Below are 18,166 nucleotides of genomic sequence, written 5' to 3' on the forward strand. Positions count from 1 at the left end.
AGGGCGCTATGGTAACTCATCGCGGGGCGGGCACCGAGTGGCGTTCCCTATGTGTCTGGCGAAAGAGTTGCAGCGCCGATGAGATCGAGCGCCGCCCGCGCGGCGCGCGATTTCGAACACGCTGCAAGGCTCAAGGCATGCTCGGCTACTTCGGATACAACGGCGGCAAGCTACCCGCTTCCCCCGACGGCGCCAGCACCTGCTCGGCCGGCGGAATCGCGCCGATCGCCCGCCACAGCTCGTCGCCGTGCCAATACTGGCCACTCTCGCTGTACAGCGCGCCGTTCAGGCCATCCAGCGCATCGGACAATGGCACGAAGCGCGCCGCCATCTCGGCCAGGGTTTCCGGCTGCTGCCGGGCCCAGGCGTCCAGCGCCTGGCGGGTGGCCTGCGGGTCGTTGGCCTGGCAGGCGCGCTTGAGGTCGTCGAGCAGCGTGCGCGGGCTCGGGCCGGCCTGCGCCGCGCGCAGCACCGCCGGTTGCGAGCGGGCCCGCCACCACAGGGTGAAGCCGAGCAGGGTGGTCAGGGCCAGGACCAGCGTGGCCAGTTGCCAGGGCCAGAGCGGGCCGGGGCTCAGGTTGCCGTCGCCGACCGGGGTGTCGGCGCTCAGCGCCGGGTTGTCCTGCACGTTCAGGGTGCGCGCCGGCAGACTGCTGTGTTCCAGGTGGTCTTCGCGGGTGTTCCACCAGGTCACCTCCAGCGCCGGCAGGGCCAGGTCGCCGGCGTGGGTCGGCACCAGCGCCTCGCGTTCCTCGCGGTTGGCGACCATGCCGCGTTCGCCGATCTCGTTGCGCAGCAATGGCTGGTCGGGGTAGCGGCGCAGGCCGGTGGCCTCGGTAGCCGGCAGTGGCGGCAACTGGGTGCTCGACAGACCCTCTGCGCGCACGGTGATGTTGCGCGTCAGCGAGTCGCCGATCTGCGTCGGCTGGCGCTCCGGGTCGGGGTTCCAGTGTTCTTCCAGGGTCAGGCTGCGGGCCGGCAGCCAGGGGCGGTCGGCCGGGTAGCTGGCCGGGATCGGTTTGACCGTCAGGCGCAGCGGCAGCGAGCTGACCTGCACCTGGCGGCCGACCCGCGGTGTGCCGGCCGGCTGTTCGCCATTGTCGGCGGCGGTGGCGGTGAAGCGCAGCGGCGGCACGTCAAGGCTGCCGCTCTGTTGCGGATAGATCGCATAGCGGGTCTCGATCACCCCGTGGCGCACGCCGTTGATCTCTTTCTCATAGGTGCGCGACTCGCCCAGCGGGTCGACCTTGGCGTTTTCCAGCTGCAGTGGGCTGAGGCTGCTGTCGTCGTACAGCGCCACCGAATGGTAGATGCGCAGGGTCAGCACGGCCTGGGCCTGGACATAGACCTCGCTGCTGTCCAGGGTGGCCTCGACGAACACCTGCGCCGCCGCGTCGGGGCGCTGGCTGTCGGCCTGCTGCACCTGCAGCTCGATGGCCTGGCTGCGCGACTGGCCCAGCTGCAGCTCGGGGATGCGCAAGCTGCCGCTGCGCCGGGGCAGCAGGGTGATGATCCAGCGGGTGCTGGCGCGGGTTTCGCCGTCCAGGGTGTGCAGGCTGTTGAGCTGGCGCGTGCCGCGCACCTCGAAGTCGGGTTCGAGGGTGCGCAGGTCGGGCTTGCCGAACTGGGTGACGTCCTGGCTCTCGAGGGTGAGTTCCAGGGTTTCACCGGCTTCCAGGCGCGTGCGGTCGACGCTGGCCTGCAGGATCGGTTCGGCCTGGGCCGCGAGGCTCCACAACAGGCCTAGGAGAAAGACGCCGAGGCGACTCATCGTGGGGTTTCCTGATGCAATTGCTGTTCGTACCAGAATTTGCGCCGTAGCAGTTCCGCCGGGTTGTCGGGGATCTCCCGCAGCCATTGCTCCAGGGCCTGGCGCTGTTCGGCGTCAAGGCTGGTGGAGAGCGGCCGCTGGGGCGGCTGGGTGAGGTTGTCGTCATCGCCGCCGGCAGCGCCGGGCGGGGCCTGGGCGTTGCCCTGGCTGTCGCCGTTCTGCTGGCCCTGGGCCTGTTCGTCGCTGCCGGGCGTGCCTTGGGCCTGGCTGCTGGTCGAGCTGCTGTTGCCTTCGGTCTCGTTACCGGGGGTGCCTTGGGCATCGGCGTTGCTCGGTTGTGTCTCGGCGCTGGCCTGGCGCTGTTGCAACAATTGCTGGACCAGGGCCTGATTGTCCAGTGCCGCCTTCAGGTCGGGCTGGCGCTCCAGCGCCTGCTCATAGGCGTCCAGCGCCGCCTCCAGCTCGCCGGCGCGGGCCAGGGCGTTGCCACGATTGTAGTGGGCGGCCGCCGTGCCGGCCTGGGCAAACGCGGCAGCGGCGCCTTCGAAATCGCCGGCCTGGTACAAGGCCATGCCGCGCCATTGGCTGTCCTCGAAGTGCCGGGCTGCCTCGGCGGGGCGTTGCCGCTCCAGCAGGCGCTGGCCCTGCTGGTCGGGGCGCAGCCACAGGTCGTTGAACTCGAAGGCCTGGCTCGGTTGCGGCAGGGCTAGCAACAGGGGCAGGCAGAACAGCCAGCCACGCCGGCCGGCGCAGGCGGCGAGCAGCAGCAGGGGCAACAGCAGCCAGTAGCCCTGATCGGCCCAGCTGTCCAGTTGCAGGGTCTGGCCATCGTTGTGCAGCAGCCGCGGGTTGTCGAACAGGCCCAGGCCGCGCAGGTCGAGGTCGTCGATGCGGGCGTGGCGGTAGCGCCCGCCGGTCGAGGCGATGAAGCTCTTCAGCGAGGCGCTGTCCAGGCGTGGCAGGAGGATGCCGCCCTGATCGTCCTTGAGGTACTCGCCATTGGCCTGGCGCACCGGGGCGCCTTCGCCGCTGCCGACGCCCAGCATCAGCAGGCTCGGGCCCTGGCGCCCGAGGGCCTGGCGAATGCTTTCGCGCTCGGGTTCGCTCAGTGACGAGCCGATCAGCAGCAGGCGGCCCTGGCCTAGACCGCTCTGGGCGAGCAGGGCCAGGCCCTTGTGCACGGCGAGATCGGCGCGCTGGCCGGGCTGCGGCATGATCGACGGGTCGACGGCCTCGAGCAGGTTGCGCGTGGTGCCCAGGTCATCGGACAGCGGTACCAGGGTGTGGGCGGAGCCTGCGTAGACGATCAGCGCGGTCTGGCTGTCACGACGGTGCTCAAGCAGGTCGAGGACCTTGCGCCGGGCCTGTTCCAGGCGGTTCGGCGCGCTGTCCTCGGCGAGCATCTGCGGCGTCAGCTCGAGCAGGATCACCAGCGGGTCGGCCGGGCGCTGGCGGGTTTCCTCCAGGCGCTGCCAGCTGGGTCCGAGCAGGGCCAGGACGATCAGCAGCCAGGCCAGGCCCAGGGCGATCCACGGCAGCTTGCTGGTGCTGCCGCTGCCGCCGCCGAGCAAGACCGCATGGAACGGCTGCGGCAGGATCAGCTGCCAGCGCCCGGCGCGTTTGCGCCGGTGCCAGAGCTTGAACAGCAGCCAGCCGAGCAGGGGCAGCACCAGCAGCCAGAGCGGGCGCAGCCATTGTGGCCAGAGTTCGATCATCGCCGCCTCCTCAGGCGCAGGCGCTTGAGGCGCTGGCGCCATTCCGGGTGGGGCTGCAGGAAGCGTGGCTTGCGCAGCAGGCGTTGCAGCAGGTTGTCCGGCCACTGCACGGCCACCACCAGCAGCACGCTGAGCAGCAGCGCCAGGGCCAGTGGCCAGGCGTACAGGGCGTGGGCGGTGCGCGCCTGGGTCGGCTGCTGGGCCACCGGTTCCAGCTGGTCGAGGGTGTCGCCGATGGCGTCCAGCTCGGCGCCGTCGTGGGCGCGGAAGTAGCTGCCGTGGGTGATCTCGGCGATCTCCTTGAGCGAGGCTTCGTCCAGGTCCAGGCTCGGGTTCAGCCCGAGCAGGCCCGGTGTGCCGCTGGCCTCAGGGTTGGCGCCGATGCCGATGGTGTAGATACGCACGCCTTCCTGGGCGGCCAGGCGGGCGGCGGTCAGTGGGTGGATCTGCCCACCGTTGTTGGCGCCGTCGGTGATCAGGATCAGCACCCGGCTCTGCGACGGGCGCTGGCGCAGGCGCTTGACCGCCAGGCCGATGGCGTCGCCGATGGCGGTGTTCTTGCCGGCGATGCCGATCTGCGCCTCGTCGAGAAAGGTTCGCACTGTGCGCCGGTCGAAGGTCAGCGGGGCCTGCAGGTAGGCCTGGCTGCCGAACAGGATCAGGCCGACACGGTCGCCCTGGCGGTCCTGGAGGAAGTCACCCATCAGCGCCTTGACCAGGTCCAGGCGGCTGATTTCATCTTCCCTCCACTGCATGTCGGGGAAGTCCATGGAGCCCGACACGTCCACCGCCACCAGCAGGTCGCGCCCGCTGGCCGACACCGGCAGCGGATCGCCCAGCCACTGCGGGCGGGCGGCGGCCAGCAACAGCAGCAGCCAGATCAGGATGAACGGCGCCTGCTGGCGCCAGGTCGGCAGGTTCAGCCGCGCGCGGCGCCCGGCCAGGCCCTCGAGTTCATCAAGGAAGCCCACCTTGAGCACCGGCTCGCCGCTGTCGGCGGCGGGCAGCGCCAGACGCGCCAGCCAGGGCAGCGGCAACAGCAGGAAGATCCACGGCCAGGCCAGTTCAAACATGCTTGCGGATCCAGGTTTCGACCGCCTGGGCGAGCCCGGCGATGGCCTTGTCGTCGAGCTTGCACTCGGGTTTGTAGGTGCCTTCGACCAGCACCATCCAACGGGTCAGGCCGGCGGCCGGGCAGCGGTTGTCGAGAAATGCCAGCCATTTACGGCCGCTGAGGGTGTGACTGTTGGCGCCGGGGTACTGGTTGCGGCACAGGCGCTTGAGCAAGGCATTGATCTGTTGCAGCCAGGCGCCGGCCGGCGCGCCGTCGTAGGGGCGCGGCAGGCGTGCCAGCTCGGCGAGAGCCTCGACACGGATCGGGTCCAGCGGCAGTTCGGCGCGCACCACCTTGCGCTTGCCCGGGCGCCAGCGACGCAGGCGCCAGGCGCCCCAGCCGAGCAGCGGCAGCAGGGCCAGCAGCAGCCACCAGCCGGGCGCGGGCGGCCACAGGCCGATGGCCGACGGCGCGATCAGCGGCTGCAGCTGGTCCAGCGGATTCATCGGGTACTCCCGGGACGCTGCGCGTTCAGGTACTCGCGCAATTGCTCGATCATCTCACTCTGGGTGCTCAGTGGCATCAGCACCACCCGCAGTTTCTGCGCCAGCAGTTCCCAGCGCTCGATGCGCGCCTCGGCTTGCTGGCGATAGGCCTGGCGCAGGTTGGCATCCAGCGTGTCGAGTTCCAGTTGCGCGCCGCGCTGGGCGAAGCGCAGCAGGCCGGCGGCGGGCAGGGCATGGTCGAGCGGGTCGCTGATCGGCATCAGCAGCACGTCGCAGTGGCGCGACAGCATGGCCAGGTGCTGCTCGACACTGGCACTGAGGGCGCGCTCGTCGCAGATGACGATGGCCAGGCTGCCCGGGCGCAGCACCTCGCGCGCCCGGCGCAGGGCCAGGCCCAGGCTGTCGGGCTGCGGCACGGCCTCGGTGTGCAGGGCCTGGTTGACCTTGGCCAGGCGGTTGAGCAGTTGCAGCAGGCTCTGCTTGCTGCGCCGTGGCTTGATCTCGTGGGGCTCGCTGTCGCCGAACACCAGCCCGCCGATGCGGTCGTTGTGGCCCAGCGCCGCCCAGCCGAACAGCGCCGCGGCCTGGGCCGCCAGCACCGATTTGAACACCAGTCCGGAGCCGAAGAACAGCCGCTGGCTCTGTTCGACCATGATGAAGATCGGCCGCTCGCGCTCTTCGTGGAAGAGCTTGGTGTGCGGCTCCTGGGTGCGCGCGGTGACGCGCCAGTCGATATTGCGCACGTCATCGCCGGCCTGGTAGACACGCACCTGGTCGAAGTCCACGCCGCGGCCACGCAGCTTGGAGTGGTGCAGGCCCACCAACGGGCTGCGCTGGCCGGGCCGGGAAAACAGCTGGATCTCGCGCACGCGGTGGCGCATGTCGATCAGTTCGGCCAGGCCGATGCGGATGCCGGGTTCGGCCTGCGGGGTGGTGGGCATGGGGTCAGGCGACGGCAACGACGTCGAGGATGCGCTGGACCACGCGGTCCTGGTCGACCCCGGCCGCCTCGGCCTCGAACGAGAGGATGATGCGGTGGCGCAGCACGTCGAACAGCACCGCCTGGATATCCTCGGGGCTGACGAAGTCGCGCCCGGCCAGCCAGGCGTGGGCACGCGCGCAGCGGTCCAGGGCGATCGAGCCACGGGGGCTGGCGCCGTAGGCGATCCAGTCGGCCAGTTCACCGTCGAACTTGGCCGGAGTGCGGGTGGCCATGACCAGTTGCACCAGGTATTCCTCCACCGCATCGGCCATGTACAGGCCGAGGATTTCCTTGCGCGCGGCAAAGATCGCCTGTTGGCTGACCCGCCGTTCGGGCTTCACCTCGCCGCCCAGCGCTTCGCCGCGGGCCTGCAGAAGAATGCGCCGCTCGACCGCGGCATCCGGGAAGCCGATCTTCACGTGCATCAGGAAACGGTCGAGCTGGGCCTCGGGCAACGGGTAGGTGCCTTCCTGCTCGATCGGGTTCTGCGTGGCCATCACCAGGAACAACGGCGACAGTTCATAGGTGCTGCGCCCGACGCTGACCTGGCGTTCGGCCATGGCTTCGAGCAACGCCGACTGCACCTTGGCCGGGGCGCGGTTGATTTCGTCGGCCAGCACCAGGTTGTGGAAGATAGGCCCTTGCTGGAACACGAAGCTGCCGGTTTCCGGGCGGTAGATCTCGGTGCCGGTAATGTCGGCCGGGAGCAGGTCGGGGGTGAACTGGATGCGATGGAATTGCGCCTCGATGCCTTCGGCGAGCTCCTTGATGGCCTTGGTCTTGGCCAGGCCCGGGGCGCCCTCGACCAGCATGTGGCCGTCGGCCAGGAGCACGATCAGCAGGCGCTCCACCAGTTTTTCCTGGCCGAGGATCTGGGAGGAGAGAAAGGTGCGCAGCGCGATCAGCGCTTCACGGTGTTCCATCGTTGGCGGTTCCTGGGGATGGGCCCTGGCGCGCTGTGAGCGGTGGCCGGGCGGGGGTGGATACTTTAATCCATCCGGGGGTGCGGGGACCAATGGCGGTTTGCAAAATTAGTGTAAAGCAGCGAGTGGGGTCCGAAGACGTTGCGAGCCGTTCGCCTGCAAGCCTGGCCCACTGATGAACCTTTCATGACAAAACTTCGGTAGCAAAGCGCCACCCCCGTCAAAGCCATGGATACCGACAAGGCATCTGGCCATCAGGCCGGTCGAGCCTTGGGGAACGGCCTGGGAGCGGGGCGATGGGGACTATGGAACGCTACACGAAGGTGGGAATGCAGGAGCTTGACCAGCGCCTGGCGAAGATCGTCGAGGCCGCGCGCAAGCAGCCGGTCTCGGTCTACCGCTACGGCGCGCCCTGGGTCTGGATCGTCTCCCAGGAAGACTGGCAGGGCGCCCTGCGCGAGGTGGCCAGTTGCGTGCCGCCCGGGCATTCGCTGGCGCTGCTCAAGCCGCGCATCGAAGCCTTGCTGGACGAGCACCGGACCGCGCTGTCCCAGCTGGCCGAACAGCAGGGCATGATCATCGCCCCGCACACGCTGATGCATGTGTTGCTGCTGCAACTGCTGTATTCGGTGCCCAGTGAGAAGCAGCTCTACGAGCAACTCAACTACAACCTGCTGTTCCGCTGGTTCGCCGGCCTGGAACTGAAGTCGCGGGTGTGGAACTTCAGCCTGTTCAGTCATGACCTCGGTGTGCTGCTGGGCAGTGCCATGGCCGTGTCACTGCTGCAGCGCATGGTCGACGAGGTGCTCGGCGCAAGCTTGCAGGCCATGCCCGAGTTCAGCCTCAACCTGGCCCTGCTGCACAGCTGGCTGGCACGTCACCAAGGTCAGGCCGCGCCTGACGCAAACCACTAGAAACCCAACGAATTCCTGGCGCTCAAGGGGGCGGTGTGGAGCATTTTTTCTTCAAGCGATGCGGCATGGGCGCAGGGCTGCTGGCGTGCCTGTTGGCGGGCAACGTGGCCGCCGACGAGGCGCAGCGCCGGGTCGAGATCAACGAGTACGTGGTGCGCGGCAATACGGTGCTCGACGCCCAGGCCATCGAAGAGGCGGTCTATCCCTACCTGGGGCCGGACAAGACCCTGGCCGACCTCGAAGGCGCCCGCGAGGCCCTGCAGAAAAGCTACCAGGCCCGTGGCTACCAGTCGGTGTTCGTCGAGCTGCCCGAGCAGAAGGTCGAGGGCGGCGTGGTCTACCTGCAAGTGAGCGAAACCAAGGTCGGCCGCGTGCGCGTGGTAGGTGCCAGGCATTACTCGCCGTTGGAGATTCGCGAGCAGGTCCCGGCACTGGAGGAGGGCAAGGTACCCGACTTCGCCCAGGTGCAGGACGAGCTGGCCACCCTCAATCGCACCCCGGGACGGCAGGTCATGCCGCTAGTGCGCGAAGGGCAGCGCCCGGGCACCATGGACGTCGACCTGCAGGTCGAGGACAAGCACCCCTGGAACCTGAGCCTGGGCCTGAACAACGACCACAGCGCCGACACCGAGAAGCTGCGCAGCGTCGTCAGCCTGGGCTACAACAATCTCTGGCAGGCCGGCCACAGCGTCTCGCTGAGCTGGTTCACCGCACCCCAGGACCGTGACAACGCCGAGGTCTGGTCCGGTTCCTACGCCGCGCCGCTCAATGAGCGCTGGACCGTGCAGTTCTCCGGCTACCACTCCGACAGCAACGTCGCCACGGTGGGCGGCACCAACGTCCTGGGCAAGGGCCATTCCTACGGTGTTTCGGCGATCTACAACCTGCCCGGCGTCGGTGCCTGGGCCAACGCCCTGTCGATCGGCGTGGACTTCAAGGACTTCGACGAGCAGGTCGGCCTGGGCGGCAGCAGCGACAAGGTCCCGCTCAAGTACGCCCCGATCACCCTGGGCTACACCGGCTACCGCTTTACCGAACAGGACCAGCTGAGCCTGGGCCTGAGCCTGGTGGCCGGCACCCGCAGCCTGCTGGGCTACGGCAGCGATGACGCCGAGTTCGACTACAAGCGCTACCGCGCCGATTCCAGCTTCGCCGCGCTCAAGGGCGACGGCAGCTACACCTTCGACTTCGCAGGCTCCTGGCAGAGCGCCTCCAAGCTGGCCTTCCAGCTGGCCTCGGGGCCACTGGTGTCGAACGAGCAGTTCGCCGCCGGCGGTGCCACCTCGGTGCGCGGTTACCTGGCCGCCGAGCGCACCGGGGACGACGGCCTGCTGTTCTCCCAGGAGCTGCGCACCCCGTCCATCGGCCGCTACGTCGGCAGCTACATCAGCGACTGGCGCTTCTACCTGTTCGCCGAAGGCGCCCAGCTGCGCCTGCAGGACGCGCTGCCCGAGCAGGACGACCGCTACAGCCTGGCCAGTGTTGGCGTCGGCACTCGCGCCACGCTCAACGACTGGCTGTCCGGCAGCGTCGACTGGGCCGTGCCGCTCAAGGATGGCCCCAACACCGACAAGAACGCTTCCCGTGTGCACTTCAGCGTGCAGGCGACCTTCTGAACTCACTGACCGGCATCGACCTGGAGACCTCTCATGCAACGCCTGATATTGACCTTGCTGCTGTGCCTGGGCTTCGCCCTGCCGGGCAGCGCCAGCGCCTGGTGGCAGGACGACTGGATGTACCGCAAGCAGATCGCCGTGGACACCACGCCCCAGGGCGCCGGCCTGACCCAGGCGCTGGGGCGCACCGCGCTGCTGGTGCGCCTGCATACCGGCAACTTCAGCTTCGACGGCGTCAGCGAGACCGGCGCGGACATCCGCTTTGTCAGCGCCGATGACAAGACGGTACTCAATCACCATGTCGAGCAGTTCGATCCGCTGATGGGCATGGCGCTGATCTGGGTGGACGTGCCCCGTATAGAAGCGGGCCAGCGCCAGGACCTGTGGATGTACTACGGCAACCCGAAAGCCCAGGCGCCTGTCGGCCAGCCCAGCTTCGACGCCGACTACACCGCGCTCTACCACTTCGACGGTGCCACCGCCCGCGACGCCAGCCCCTATGGCAATCCGTTGCAAGGGCCGACGGTGAGCGTCGACGGCGTGATCGGGCGGGCCATCCAGCTCGGCGGCCAGGGCCTGCAACTGCCGGCCAGCGCCTCGCTGCAGTTGCCGGCAGGTGCGGCGTTCACCTTCAGCGCCTGGCTGCGCCAGGACCAGGCGGTGGGCGAGCAGTTGCTGCTGGCCCGTCGCGAGGCCGGCCACAGTCTGCTGCTGGGCCTGGCCCAGGGCGTGCCTTTCATCGAGGTCGACGGCCAGCGCGTCAGCGCCAATCAGGCCGTGAGCGCCGGTCAGTGGCAACACCTGGCCCTGGTGGGCGAGGGCGGCAACCTGAGCCTGCTGCTCGAAGGCCAGCCGGTGGCGCGCCTGGCCGCCAGCCTGGCGGCCTTCAGCGGTGCCATCGGCGTCGGCGGCGACCTGCCGGCGACCGAAGGCGAGGCGGCCAGTCAATTCGCGCCGTTCGTGGGCGCCCTGGACGAACTGCGCCTGTCCCGCGTGGCCCGCAGCCAGGCCAGCCTGCAGGCCGACGTACTGGCCCAGGGCGCCGAGTCGCGCCTGGTGGCGTACGGTGTCGACGAGGAACAGTCAGGCTTCGGCTTCGGCGGCCTGGGCTTCCTGCTCAAGGCGGTGCCGGTGGACGCCTGGGTGATCATCGCCATCCTGGTGCTGATGATGGTGCAGTCGTGGGTGATCATGCTGCGCAAGCAGCGCACCCTCAACCGCGTCACCGCCGCCAACACTCGCTTTCGCGAGCGCTTCGCCACGGTCGGCACACGCCTGGAGCAGTTCGCCGACGATCAGGACCTGCATGCGCGGCTGACCGACTCCTCGCTGTGGCGCCTGTACCTGGTGGCCGTGCAGGAACTGCGCACCCGCCGCGCCCAAGGCGCCGACACCCGTGAAGTGTCCGCAGCCACCATCGAGGCCATCCGCTGCTCCATGGACGGCGTGCGCACCCGCGAGAACCAGGCGTTGTCGTCGAAGCTGTCGACCCTGTCCAACGCCATCGCCGGCGGCCCCTACATCGGCCTGCTGGGCACGGTGCTGGGGATCATGGTGGTGTTCCTCGGCACCGCCATGGCCGGCGACGTCAACATCAACGCCATCGCCCCGGGCATGGCCGCAGCGCTGCTGGCCACCGCCATGGGGCTGTTCGTCGCCATCCCCGCGCTGTTCGGCTACAACCGCCTGACCACGCGCAACCGCGAGGTCAGCGCCGACATGCGGGTGTTCGTCGACGAGTTCATCACCCGCCTGGCCGAATTGCACGGCGAGGGCCAGGCCGGTGAAGCGGCGCAGCACCCGGCCGGGCGCAGCATCAACCCGTCGGTTCCGGCGTGAGGGCGCAGCCATGGCATCCGTGAACAACGCCCATGACGACGACGCCGACGCCGCGGTCGACAGCATCAACATCACCCCGCTGGTGGACGTGCTGATGGTGGTGCTGGTGATGTTCATCCTCACCGCTACCGCGCAGGTTTCCGGGATCCAGGTGCAGTTGCCCAAGGCCAGCGCCACGGTGTCGCTGGCCCAGCCCAAGACCAAGGCGATCTCGATCAACGACGCCGGCCAGGTATTCCTCGACGCCTACCCGGTGACGCTGCAGGAGCTGGAGGACCGCCTGCGCAGCGAGAAGGCGCGCAATCCCGACTTCCCGCTGATCGTGCGCGGTGACGCGGGCGTGCAGTACCAGAAGGTGGTCGAGGTGCTCGACCTGCTGCGCCGTCTCGAGCTGGCCCAGGTCGGGCTGGTCACCGGCAAGCCGAACCAGGGATGAGCGCAGGCATGGAACGTACAACCAACCCCCGCCGCCTGCTGACCTGGGCCGTGCTCGCCGTCGCCGGCGCCGGCCTGGCCTGGCTGCTGTGGCAGTGGGCCAATGACATGGCCGGGGTGCGCCGCGAGGCGCCCAAGGTGCCGGCGATCATCCCGCTACCACCCCCTCCGCCGCCGCCACCGCCCGAACCGCCCAAGGAGCCCGAGCCGCCGGTCGAGGAGAAGATCGTCGAGCCGCAGCCGGTGCCCGAGGCCGAGGAGGTCAAGCCCGCCGAGGAGGCGCCCGACCCGGCCCAGGACCTGGCCGAGCCGATGCAGATGGACGGCGACGCGCAAGCGGGCGGCGACAGTTTCAACGTCGGCGCCGGCAAGGGCGGCGGCATGGCCGGTGGCGGCGGTGGGGGCCTGGGCAGCGGTACCTACAGCCAGTACCTGGCCTACGCCTTCCAACGCCTGCTGCGCGACAACCCCGAGCTGCGCAACCTGGTGTTCAACCTGCAAGCCGAGATCTGGCTCAGCGCCGCCGGCGAGATCACCCGTGTCGAGTTGCTGCGCGGCAGCGGCGAGCCGGAGGTGGACGCCCAAGTGCTCGCCGCCCTGCGCGGTGCCGGCGCCCTCGACCAGCGTCCGCCCGCCAACCTGACCTTGCCGGTGAAGATCGCCCTGCAGGGGCGCCGGCCATGAACAACGAAGCACGACTGACCCACAGGAGTTGCAAACCCATGAAGTGCCCAGTCAACCGATTGACCCTGGCGCTCGGCCTGCTGGCCGCCGCCACCGCGGTCGGTCCGACCGTCGTCCACGCCGCGCCGTCGGAGAACGCGACCGTCAACCTGATCCGCCTGCTGGTGGAGCAGGGCGTGCTCAAGCAGGACAAGGCCGATGCGCTGATCGCCCAGGCCGAACGTGAAGCCCAGCAGGCGCGCGTCGCCGGCAGCGCCGCGCCGATTGTCGCCCAGGCCCCGGCGGCCAACGGCGAGGTGCGCGTGCAGTATGTGCCGGCCATCGTCCGCCAGCAGATCCGCGACGAGATCAAGGCCGAGGTGATGAACACCGCCAAGCAGGAAAACTGGGCCGCGCCCAACACCTTCCCCGACTGGGCCTCGCGCATCAGCTTCGACGGTGACCTGCGCCTGCGCTACGAGTCGCGCTCGTACGCCGACGGCAACAGCAACGAGATCGTCGATTTCGCCAAGCTCAACGAAAAGGGCCCCTACGACGTCAACCCCAACAGCAGCTCGAGCCTGCCGCCCTTGCTCAACACCCGCGAGGACCGCGACAGCCTCCTGCGCCTGCGGGCGCGCTTCGGCCTCAAGGCGCAGTTGGCGGAAAACTGGGTGGCCGGCATCCGCGTCGCCACCGGCTCCAACAACAACCCGGTCTCGACCACCCAGAACCTCGGTGGCGGCTTCGGCAAGAAGGACATCTGGCTCGACCAGGGCTACGTCACCTGGACGCCGAGTGAGCGCCTGACACTGACCGGCGGGCGGATCGCCAATCCGTTCATGTCCACCGACATCCTGTATTCCCACGACCTCAACTTCGACGGCGTGGCGGCGCTGTTCGACCAGCCGCTGGGCCGCGACCTCAGCCTGTTCGGCACCGTCGGCGCATTCCCCGTGCAGTACAGCGACGACAACGCCACCAGCAACGGCTTTGACAAGGAAGACAGCGACAACAAGTGGCTGTACGGCGCGCAACTGGGCGCGAAATGGGCGCTCAACGACAACAACCGGCTCAAGGGCGCGATGGCCTACTACCGCTTCGATGACATCGCCGGCGAGCGCTCCAGCCCCTGCGCCCCGTGGGACGGCCAGCCGGCCTGCGACAGTGACGAGAGCCGGCCGACCTTCATGCAGAAGGGCAACACCGTGTTCCTGCTGCGCGACATCACGCCGAACCCGGCCAACCCGACGGCCACGCCGCAGCCGCAGTTCGTCGGCATCGCCTCGGAATTCGAGCTGCTCGACCTGAACCTGGTATGGGACGCCGACCTGCCTCATGACTTCAAGCTGCGCAGCCAGGCCAACTACATCCACAACCTGGCCTACGACGAGGGCGACATGCGCAAGCGCTCGGCCGGGCAGTTGGCCAACAACGTCGACGAAAACGGCAATATCAAGAGCGGCGGCGACGCCTGGATGCTCCAGTTCACCCTGGGCAACGCCCTGGACATGCGCAAGGCCGGCGACTGGAACCTGTTCGCCGGCTACAAGCGCATTGAGCCCGACGCGCTGCCGGACGGTTTCAACGACTCGAGCTTCCACCTCGGCGGCACCAACGCCAAGGGTTATTTCCTCGGTGGCAACTACGGCCTGGCCGACAACGTCTACGCTACAGCCCGTTGGTTGAGCAGCGAGGCGGTCTACGGCGCGCCGTTTGACATCGATGTGCTACAACTTGAAGTCAACACGCGGTTCTAGGGAAGGAGCACGGGCATGAACAAGGGAGCTTATCGCCACCGCTGCGCCTGGTTGATGCTGGCCCTGGGCGCAAGCCTGGCGGCCTCGGCGTCGGCCGAGACCCTCGAGGAACGCCTGCGCGCCCAACTGCGCAGCACCACGCAACAGCTGCAGGCCCTGCAGAGCGAGCAGGCCCAGGCCAGCGCCGCCCGCCAGGCGGCCGAGCAGCAGCGCGACGCGGCCCAGGGCCAGGTGCGCGAACTGACCGCGCAACTGGCCAAGGCCCGCGGTCACAGCGAGCAACTGGCCGGCCAGCAACAGGCCGTGCACAGCCAGGCCCAGGCGCTGGTGGCCAGCAGCAACGAACAACTGCACAAGTACAAGCAGGCCTACGACGAGCTGCTGGCGATGGCGCGCACCAAGGAAAGCGAGCGCGCCACCCTGCAGGCGCAGCTGGGCGAACGTGATGGCCAGGTGCAGCAATGCCAGGCCCGCAACCAGCAGATGTACGGGGTGGCCAAGGAGATGCTGGCCGCCTACGAGAAGGTCGATATCGCCGATGTCATGAAGATGCGCCAGCCGTTCGCCGGTGGCGCCCGGGTCAAGTTCGAGGAACTGGCCCAGGCCTACGGCGACAAGCTCTACGAAAGCCAGTTCGACGCCCCCAAGGGCGTGACCCAGTGATGTTTTCTCAACGCAAGGAAGTAAGCACATGACCGAAGTCACCCTGATCGAAACCGTTAGCGCCGACTCCCTGACCCAGTTGCTGCAGGATGCCGGCTGCCGGGTCAACCGCACCGAGCAGAACGCCGTGGTGCAGTTGCTCAGCGCCAGCCAGGGCGTGGGTTATGCCGTTCGTTTCGGCAACCGGGCCGCGGGCAAGGAGGGCGAATTCCTCGACTTCACCTTCAGCTGTGCCCTGCGTATCCAGGGCGAGCTGCCGGCGGGCCTGGCCGAGCACTGGAATGCCAGCCGGCGCTTCGCCCGCCTGTCGGTGCAGGGCGAGTTCCTGGTGATGGAGCAGGACGTGGTGGTCGCCGATGGTGTCAGTCAGCAGCACCTGCTGGGCAGCCTGGTGCTGTGGGACCGGCTGCTGCAGGAGCTGATCGTCTATCTGCGTGACTACAGCCGTAATGTGGCCGACCAGCAGAAAGTCCAGGTCGCCCACGACCAAGAGCGCGCCTCGTGACGGCGCGCACTCTCTGGGCCGGCGCTGGCGCGCTGGCCATTGTCGCGGTGGCGGTCGCCCTGGCCTTGCGCCCGGGCGACGAGCCGGTGGCGGCGGCGCGTCCGGTGTCGCCCGCCGCCCTGGTGGCCACCGACAACGGCCCGGTACTGGCGCGTCTGGGCGAGCAACAGGTCGGCAGCGGCGAACTCAAGGCGCTGTTCGCCCAGTTGCCCGAGGAAGCCCGTGCCAGCCTGCGCGGCGACCGCCCGGCACTGGAGGCCTGGATCCGCGCTCGCCTGGCGGAAAAGGCCCTGTACCAGCAGGCCGAGGCCCAGGGCTGGTTGCAGCGCCCGGAAATCCAGGTGCAGACCCGCGCGGCCACCGAGCAGATCGTCCTGCGCGACTACCTGAACTCGGTGAGCAAGGTGCCCGACGACTACCCCGGCGAGGCGGAGCTCAAGCAGGCCTATGAGGCAGGCAAGGCCGGTTTGCAGCTGCCGGTGCGCTACCGCCTGAGCCAGATCTTCCTGCGGGTGGAGAACCCCAGGGACGACGAGGCCGTGCGCAAGCAGGCCCAGGCGCTGGCCAAGCAGGCCCAGGCTGCGGATGCCGACTTCGCCGCGCTGGCCCGTGAGCACTCCCAGGATGCCGGCACGGCCGCCGGCGGTGGCGACACCGGCCTGCAGGCCCTGGCGCAGTTGTTGCCCGAGGTGCGTGGGGTGGTGCCAAAGCTCAAGGTGGGCACGGTCAGCGAACCGGTGCAGAGCGCGGCGGGCTACCACATCATCAAGCTGGTCGAGCAACAGCCCGCCCGGGCGGCGACCTTCGAGGAGGTGGCGCCACGCCTGCGCGAGCTGTTGCGGGCCCAGCGCCAGGAGCAGGTGGCCAAGGCCTATGTCGAGGGCATGTTCGACACCGCCACCCTGAGTATCGATGGCGCGGCGCTGAATCAGGTGCTGGAGAGCAGCAGCCGCTAGTCGCCAACAACCATGGAAGAACCGGGCCTGCCCAGGCGGGCCCGCGGGAGGCGAGGAATGCCGATCGATCTGCCCCGGGGGCGAGCCCCGGATACCGCCGTGCCTGTCGTTCGTCGCCAGGTGCCGCTGGCCCTGGACGAACAGACCCTGAACTGTTTCCTGGTCACCGCGCGCTGCGGCTGCTTCATGCAGGCGGCGCGGCGACTCAACCTCAAGCCGGTGGCCCTGCGCAAACGCCTGGCGGCGCTGGAAGCGCGCCTGGGCTACAGCCTGTTCGTCAACCGCAACAACAACCCGGTGCTCAGCCAGCAGGGCGAACGCTTGCTGCAGATACTCCAGGCGCGCGAGCCGGTCGTGCCGCTGCCGCGAGAGCAAAGCGCCAGCGTGCGCCTGGCCGTGGCCGAACCGCTGCTGCAGGACCTGCTGGGCCGCAACCTGATCAACTTCGTGCGCCAGCATGCCGGCATGCGCCTGGAGGTGGCCACCCTCGACGGTCGCCAGGTACCCGAACAGGTTGCCGATGTCGCCCTGTGGTTGGGCGACGCCAGCCACGGTGCCCGCGCCGGCAGCTTTGCCGGTGCCGCCCCCGAGGCCCTGGCCACCCTCGAGTACCTGCCGCATATTGCCAAGCGCTACGCCCGCGAGGCCAACCGACCGACCAGCCTGGCGGACCTGCAGGACTACATGCTGGTGCAATGGCAGGGCGAGGTAGGTGTGCAGGCGCTGATGCCCTGGCAGGCATTGCTGCGCACGCGCTCGGCCGGGGTGACCCAGATCGAGGATTACGAAATGTACTGCCAGCTGATCAAATGCAGCGCCAGTGTCGGCTTGCTGCCGCATTATGCGACGCACCTGGACCGTGGATTGCTGGCCCTGCCGGGCCTGTTCCGCGAGCCGATGCGGCGGCGGGTGTGGCTGGCGGTCAACGGGCAGACCGAAGGTGATCCGCTGGTGCAGGTGATGGTCGGGGCGATCCGGGCGGCGTTCGAGGAACGCCGCGAATGGTTCGCCAGCCTGTAGGCGGGCGGCTTATCCCGCCTTGCGCAGCGTGAGGTTGATCCGCCGCTCGCCCATGCGCGGGTGCACGCCCGGCTTGATCGGCAATACGCCATGAAAGCGCAGGCGGTCCTCGCCACCCCAGACGAGCACATCGCCGTGGCTCAGCGGGATGTGCCGGGGGCGGTCCGAGCGTTGCAGCCCGCCGAACAGGAATACCGCAGGCAAGCCCAGCGAGATCGAGACGATCGGCTGCCCGTAGTCCTGTTCGTCGCGGTCCTGATGCAGGCTCAGGCGGGTACCGGGCAGGTAGTGGTTGACCAGGCAGGCATCGGCCACGAAGCCATCGAAGCCCGCCTGCGCGGCGGCGCGGGTGGCCAGGTCGACCAGCAGCGGGGGCAGGGCGGGCCAGGGTTTTGCGCTGACCGGGTCGATGGGGGTGTAGCGGTAGCCGTTCTCGTCGCTGACCCAGCCCAGCGCGCCACAGTTGGTCAGGGCCACGGCCATGCGCAGGCCGCCGGGGGTGTGCATGTGGCGAAACGGTGCCGCGCGCAGCACCGGGCGCAGGGCGTCGAGCAGGGCCTCGAGTTCGGGCAGGGCGAAGCCGGGCAGCAGCAGGGTATGGCGCGCCAGGCGCTGGGGGTGGGGGTCGAAGAGATCGAGGCTGGACTGGATCATGTCTGGAGGCTGCTGCCTGGGGAGGGGGCCATTATATCCTCCCGAGACAGCAGTTGGCGGTGGTCCACCTGGGAAAACCTGGGCAATGCCTGGGATTGTCCTCGATCCATGTATTGCCTGGTCGGGCCCTTTCGCGGCACAAGGCCGCTCCTACGCCAACCTGTAGGAGCGGCCTTGTGCCGCGAAAGGT

Annotated in this window: 17 protein-coding genes; 10 read left to right on the forward strand and 7 right to left on the reverse strand. The window is 68.8% G+C overall.

Going from position 1 to position 18,166, the window contains the following annotated elements; all coding sequences use genetic code 11:
* Positions 1–145: 145 nt before the first annotated feature.
* Genes AC0MAZ_RS11805 through AC0MAZ_RS11830 form a run of 6 tightly spaced genes read right to left on the reverse strand, consistent with a single transcriptional unit; the run spans position 146 to position 6,951 of the window.
* A complete protein-coding gene (locus AC0MAZ_RS11805) occupies positions 146–1,771 on the reverse strand; it encodes a BatD family protein (RefSeq protein ID WP_475861192.1) in 1,626 nt (541 codons plus the stop codon).
* Positions 1,768–3,486: a vWA domain-containing protein gene (locus AC0MAZ_RS11810; RefSeq protein WP_475861193.1), complete on the reverse strand. Its 1,719-nt coding sequence runs from the start codon at positions 3,484–3,486 to the stop codon at positions 1,768–1,770. Before AC0MAZ_RS11810 ends, AC0MAZ_RS11805 begins: the two co-directional genes overlap by 4 nt.
* Positions 3,483–4,559, reverse strand: coding sequence for a vWA domain-containing protein (locus AC0MAZ_RS11815; protein WP_475861194.1), 1,077 nt, complete (start codon positions 4,557–4,559; stop codon positions 3,483–3,485). The genes AC0MAZ_RS11810 and AC0MAZ_RS11815 overlap by 4 nt, the downstream gene beginning before the upstream one ends.
* Positions 4,552–5,046 carry a DUF4381 domain-containing protein gene (locus tag AC0MAZ_RS11820; protein ID WP_232856012.1) on the reverse strand — a complete coding sequence of 165 codons (495 nt, stop codon included), beginning with the start codon at positions 5,044–5,046 and terminating at the stop codon, positions 4,552–4,554. The genes AC0MAZ_RS11815 and AC0MAZ_RS11820 overlap by 8 nt, the downstream gene beginning before the upstream one ends.
* Positions 5,043–5,987 carry a DUF58 domain-containing protein gene (locus tag AC0MAZ_RS11825; protein WP_203647501.1) on the reverse strand — a complete coding sequence of 315 codons (945 nt, stop codon included), beginning with the start codon at positions 5,985–5,987 and terminating at the stop codon, positions 5,043–5,045. Before AC0MAZ_RS11825 ends, AC0MAZ_RS11820 begins: the two co-directional genes overlap by 4 nt.
* Positions 5,988–5,991: 4 nt before the next feature.
* Positions 5,992–6,951 carry an AAA family ATPase gene (locus AC0MAZ_RS11830; protein WP_203647500.1) on the reverse strand — a complete coding sequence of 320 codons (960 nt, stop codon included), beginning with the start codon at positions 6,949–6,951 and terminating at the stop codon, positions 5,992–5,994.
* A gap of 305 nt (positions 6,952–7,256) precedes the next feature.
* Here AC0MAZ_RS11830 and AC0MAZ_RS11835 point away from each other — a divergent pair, with 305 nt between their 5' ends.
* From AC0MAZ_RS11835 to AC0MAZ_RS11880, 10 genes are all read left to right on the forward strand, one after another.
* Positions 7,257–7,865, forward strand: a complete 609-nt coding sequence (locus tag AC0MAZ_RS11835) for a transposase (protein ID WP_254463413.1) — start codon at positions 7,257–7,259, stop codon at positions 7,863–7,865.
* Positions 7,866–7,930: 65 nt separating this feature from the next.
* Positions 7,931–9,481 (forward strand): ShlB/FhaC/HecB family hemolysin secretion/activation protein, encoded by a 1,551-nt coding sequence (locus tag AC0MAZ_RS11840; protein WP_475861197.1) that lies wholly within the window; start codon positions 7,931–7,933, stop codon positions 9,479–9,481.
* Positions 9,482–9,514: 33 nt separating this feature from the next.
* On the forward strand, positions 9,515–11,320 hold the full coding sequence (locus tag AC0MAZ_RS11845) for a DUF2341 domain-containing protein (RefSeq protein ID WP_475861198.1): 1,806 nt from the start codon (positions 9,515–9,517) through the stop codon (positions 11,318–11,320).
* A gap of 10 nt (positions 11,321–11,330) precedes the next feature.
* Entirely contained in the window at positions 11,331–11,756 is a 426-nt protein-coding gene (locus AC0MAZ_RS11850; RefSeq protein ID WP_050707632.1) for an ExbD/TolR family protein, read from the forward strand.
* An 8-nt stretch (positions 11,757–11,764) separates the two neighbouring features.
* Entirely contained in the window at positions 11,765–12,439 is a 675-nt protein-coding gene (locus AC0MAZ_RS11855; RefSeq protein ID WP_232856016.1) for an energy transducer TonB family protein, read from the forward strand.
* A 38-nt stretch (positions 12,440–12,477) separates the two neighbouring features.
* The gene (locus tag AC0MAZ_RS11860; RefSeq protein ID WP_232856017.1) at positions 12,478–14,178 is read left to right on the forward strand and encodes a putative porin; all 1,701 of its coding nucleotides are present in this window, start codon (positions 12,478–12,480) and stop codon (positions 14,176–14,178) included.
* Positions 14,179–14,193: 15 nt separating this feature from the next.
* Complete coding sequence (locus tag AC0MAZ_RS11865; protein WP_203647496.1) at positions 14,194–14,841, forward strand: DNA repair protein; 648 nt, start codon at positions 14,194–14,196, stop codon at positions 14,839–14,841.
* A gap of 28 nt (positions 14,842–14,869) precedes the next feature.
* Positions 14,870–15,346: a YbjN domain-containing protein gene (locus AC0MAZ_RS11870; protein WP_232856018.1), complete on the forward strand. Its 477-nt coding sequence runs from the start codon at positions 14,870–14,872 to the stop codon at positions 15,344–15,346.
* Positions 15,343–16,302: a peptidylprolyl isomerase gene (locus AC0MAZ_RS11875; RefSeq protein ID WP_254463418.1), complete on the forward strand. Its 960-nt coding sequence runs from the start codon at positions 15,343–15,345 to the stop codon at positions 16,300–16,302. The genes AC0MAZ_RS11870 and AC0MAZ_RS11875 overlap by 4 nt, the downstream gene beginning before the upstream one ends.
* Before the next feature lie 57 nt (positions 16,303–16,359).
* Positions 16,360–17,322: a LysR family transcriptional regulator gene (locus AC0MAZ_RS11880; protein WP_232856020.1), complete on the forward strand. Its 963-nt coding sequence runs from the start codon at positions 16,360–16,362 to the stop codon at positions 17,320–17,322.
* Between the two features lie 9 nt (positions 17,323–17,331).
* On the opposite strand, the gene alkB is transcribed toward AC0MAZ_RS11880, so the two are convergent.
* The gene (gene alkB / locus AC0MAZ_RS11885; protein ID WP_198744761.1) at positions 17,332–17,976 is read right to left on the reverse strand and encodes a DNA oxidative demethylase AlkB; all 645 of its coding nucleotides are present in this window, start codon (positions 17,974–17,976) and stop codon (positions 17,332–17,334) included.
* Positions 17,977–18,166 lie beyond the last annotated feature (190 nt).

It is taken from the genome of Pseudomonas sp. A, from assembly GCF_056270345.1.